Source organism: Geobacillus sp. ZGt-1, assembly GCF_001026865.1.
Classification (GTDB): domain Bacteria; phylum Bacillota; class Bacilli; order Bacillales; family Anoxybacillaceae; genus Geobacillus; species Geobacillus thermoleovorans.
In genome coordinates, this window is the sequence record NZ_LDPD01000010.1 from 41,807 (window position 1) to 44,202 (window position 2,396).

General features: G+C 52.3%; 2 protein-coding genes and 1 pseudogene. 2 read left to right on the top strand and 1 reads right to left on the bottom strand.

Translation table 11 applies throughout. From position 1 onward, the window contains the following. Both VU18_RS19070 and pepF read left to right on the top strand, forming a co-directional pair. Positions 1-307 (top strand): annotated as a pseudogene (locus VU18_RS19070) (competence protein CoiA); the annotation flags it as partial. Further along, positions 307-2,130 carry an oligoendopeptidase F gene (gene pepF / locus VU18_RS03490; protein ID WP_033012423.1) on the top strand — a complete coding sequence of 608 codons (1,824 nt, stop codon included), beginning with the start codon at positions 307-309 and terminating at the stop codon, positions 2,128-2,130. The pseudogene VU18_RS19070 and the gene pepF, both read left to right, overlap by 1 nt. A gap of 13 nt (positions 2,131-2,143) precedes the next feature. Here the strand turns inward: pepF and VU18_RS03495 are convergent, their stop codons facing one another. Next, a complete protein-coding gene (locus VU18_RS03495) occupies positions 2,144-2,341 on the bottom strand; it encodes a hypothetical protein (protein ID WP_011230324.1) in 198 nt (65 codons plus the stop codon). Positions 2,342-2,396: the final 55 nt, after the last annotated feature.

Below are 2,396 nucleotides of genomic sequence, written 5' to 3' on the forward strand. Positions count from 1 at the left end.
CGGCCGGGATACGTATCGTGAGGCCGTCGGCGAGTATTTGCATTGGTTGAGCCTGCTCGGCTATCTCCGCCGCGAAGAGGGCGACCAGCTTCATTTGGTGAAGCCGCTGTCGTTTCCGTCGACCGTCGATCAGATGATTCATCAAGATGCTGCGCTTCTTGAGCAAATTCACCAAACGTCGGCGCTTAGCTGCTATTGGTCAACACTTGAGTTCGGGAGAGTGGAAAAAATGAGCAGAAAACAGGAAAAGATGAACGGAATGGTGAATAATAATTCGTGTATCGATTATTTGTATAAGGAGGAATGATGACGGTGGAGGAAAAGAAAGCGAAAAAGTCGCTGCCGCTGCGAAGCGAGATTCCTGTGGAAGAAACGTGGCGGCTTGAGGACATTTTTCCCACCGATGACGCCTGGGAAGAAGAATTCAAACAAGTGAAGGCAATGATTCCAAAGCTTGGCGAATACAAAGGGCGGCTTGGCGAATCGCCGGAAGTGCTGTATGAAGCATTGCAATGCCAAGATGACGTATCGATGCGCCTCGGCAAGCTGTATACATACGCCCATATGCGCTATGATCAAGATACGACCAACTCGTTTTACCAAGGGCTCGACGCCCGGGCGAAAAGCTTGTACAGCGAAGCATCGAGCGCGATGGCGTTTATCGTGCCGGAAATTTTGGCGATCGATGAAGCGGTGCTGCGCTCGTTTTTGGAACAATACGAGCCGCTTCGCTTGTATGCGCACGCGTTAGACGAAATTACGCGCCAGCGCCCGCACGTGCTGTCGGCAGAAGAGGAGGCGATCTTGGCGCAGGCAGCCGAGGTGATGCAGGCGACATCCGACACGTTCAGCGCGTTGAACAACGCTGATTTGACGTTTCCGACGATCATCGATGAAAACGGCGAGGAAGTCGAAGTCACGCACGGCCGGTTCATCCGCTTTTTAGAAAGCACGGACCGCCGCGTCCGCCGCGATGCGTTTTACGCCGTATACCATACGTATGAGAAGTTTCAAAATACGTTCGCCAATATGCTTGCCGGCACGGTGAAAAAAGACAACTTTTTCGCCCGCATCCGCCACTACCGTTCGGCGCGAGAAGCGGCGTTGGATGCGAACAACATTCCGGAGAGCGTCTATGACAATCTAATCGCCGCGATTCACGAACATTTGCCGCTGTTGCATCGGTACGTGCGGCTGCGCAAACGAGTGCTTGGGCTTGATGAGCTGCATATGTACGATTTGTACACGCCGCTTGTGCAAGAAGTGAAAATGGAAGTGACGTACGAGGAAGCGAAGCAATATATGCTTGAAGGGCTCGCGCCGCTTGGCGAGGAATATGTGGCGATCGTGAAAGAAGGTCTTGACAACCGTTGGGTCGATGTGCGCGAAAACAAAGGAAAGCGAAGCGGCGCCTATTCGTCGGGAGCGTACGGCACCCATCCGTACATTTTGCTCAACTGGCAGGACAATGTGAACAATTTGTTTACACTTGTGCATGAGTTTGGCCATTCGGTGCACAGCTACTATACGCGCAAAACGCAGCCGTATCCATATGCGCATTATTCAATTTTCGTCGCCGAAGTGGCGTCGACGTGCAATGAGGCGCTGTTGAACGACTACTTGCTGAGAACGATCGATGATGAGAAAAAGCGGCTCTATTTGCTCAACCATTATCTTGAGGGGTTCCGCGGCACGGTTTTTCGCCAGACGATGTTCGCGGAGTTTGAGCATTTGATCCATTTGAAGGCGCAACAAGGCGAAGCGTTGACGGCCGAAACGTTGAGCGCCCTTTATTACGACTTAAATAAAACGTATTTTGGCGATGATATTGTCGTGGACAAAGAAATCGGCCTCGAGTGGGCGCGCATTCCGCATTTTTATTACAACTACTACGTGTACCAATACGCAACCGGCTTCAGCGCGGCGACTGCACTCAGTAAACAAATTTTGGAAGAAGGCGAACCGGCGGTGAGACGGTACATCGACTTTTTGAAAGCCGGCAGCTCTGATTACCCGATTGAAGTGTTGAAAAAAGCCGGCGTCGACATGACGAGCGCCGAGCCGATCCGCCAAGCGTGCCAAGTGTTTGCGGAGAAGCTTGATGAGATGGAACGGCTGCTTGAGAAATGAAACGAATGCGGCGCTACAGCCGCATTCGTTTGGACGGAAATCCACGAAACTGATGGCGGCGGTTCCATGTCGCTGCCAATCCAAGCAAGGAGAGAAACAAAAGCGGCATGGTCGCCCAAAGCGGAAGGAGCTGCATGAGGCCCAACAAGTTCAGAATAAAGGCGGCAGTGGATGCCGCCGCCCAAAGGGATAAGACGATGCGCTGCTTCATGGCGATGGCCACCTCTTCCCATTTGCTTTAGTTGATGGCTCTTCACCACAACATG